The 1,267-nt window shown below is 48.1% G+C and carries 1 rRNA gene; it reads right to left on the bottom strand.

Annotated features, from left to right (window positions below):
• A 23S ribosomal RNA gene (locus CLTHE_RS00035) occupies positions 1 to 1,262 on the bottom strand; the annotation flags it as partial.
• Positions 1,263 to 1,267 lie beyond the last annotated feature (5 nt).

Raw genomic sequence — 1,267 nt, 5'->3', positions numbered from 1 at the left:
CCTTACGGTACGACTTCAGCCCGATTACAACGCTCCTCTACCGCTCACACTAAGTGTGAACCCGTAGCTTCGGTGGTAAGTTTAGCCCCGTTACATTTTCGGCGCAGGATCTCTCGACTAGTGAGCTATTACGCACTCTTTCAATGAGTGGCTGCTTCTAAGCCAACATCCTAGTTGTCTTAGAAATCCCACATCCTTTCCCACTTAACTTACACTTTGGGACCTTAGCTGACGATCTGGGCTGTTTCCCTTTTGACTACGGATCTTATCATTCGCAGTCTGACTGCCGCGCTAACACTATCTGGCATTCGGAGTTTGATAAGGTTCGGTAAGCGCTATGCCCCCTAGCCCATTCAGTGCTCTACCTCCAGTAGTTACATTTCGCGACGCTAGCCCTAAAGCTATTTCGAGGAGAACCAGCTATCTCCGAGTTCGATTGGAATTTCTCCGCTATCCACAGCTCATCCCATGCTTTTTCAACAGCAACGTGGTTCGGTCCTCCACGAGGTTTTACCCTCGCTTCAACCTGGCCATGGATAGGTCACCCGGTTTCGGGTCTACAGCATGCAACTAGTCGCCCTATTAAGACTTGGTTTCCCTTCGGCTCCAGACCTTAAGTCCTTAACCTTGCTACATACCGTAACTCGTTGGCTCGTTCTACAAAAAGCACGTCATCACCCTCATAAGGGGCTTTGACCGGTTGTAGGCATACGGTTTCAGGTTCTATTTCACTCCCCTCCCGGGGTTCTTTTCACCTTTCCCTCACGGTACTGCTTCACTATCGGTCATCAGGTAGTATTTAGCCTTGGGAGGTGGTCCTCCCTGCTTCCCACAAGGTTTCACGTGTCTCGTGGTACTCTGGAGTATAACTCGCTAACAATTCATTTCACTTACAGGACTATTACCTTCTACGGTGTGTCTTTCCAAACAGCTTCAATTATGAATTGCTTCGCTTTATGTTATATCCGCAACCCCAAGAATAAATTCTTGGTTTGGGCTCTTTCCATTTCGCTCGCCGCTACTTAGGAAATCGATTTTTCTTTCTCTTCCTCCGGGTACTTAGATGTTTCAGTTCCCCGGGTTACCCCTATATAGCTATGTATTCACTATATAGTACATGGGGTTTCCCATGTGAGTTTCCTCATTCGGAAATCTTCGGATCTCTGGCTATGTGCGCCTACCCGAAGCTTATCGCAGCTTATCACGTCCTTCATCGGCTCCTGATGCCAAGGCATTCACCATACGCCCTTTGTAGCTTGACCTATTA

This window comes from Clostridium thermobutyricum DSM 4928 (assembly GCF_002050515.1).
Taxonomy (GTDB): domain Bacteria; phylum Bacillota; class Clostridia; order Clostridiales; family Clostridiaceae; genus Clostridium; species Clostridium thermobutyricum.
Note: the sequence above shows the minus strand (reverse complement) of the source record. Positions and strands in the feature narration are given on the sequence as shown.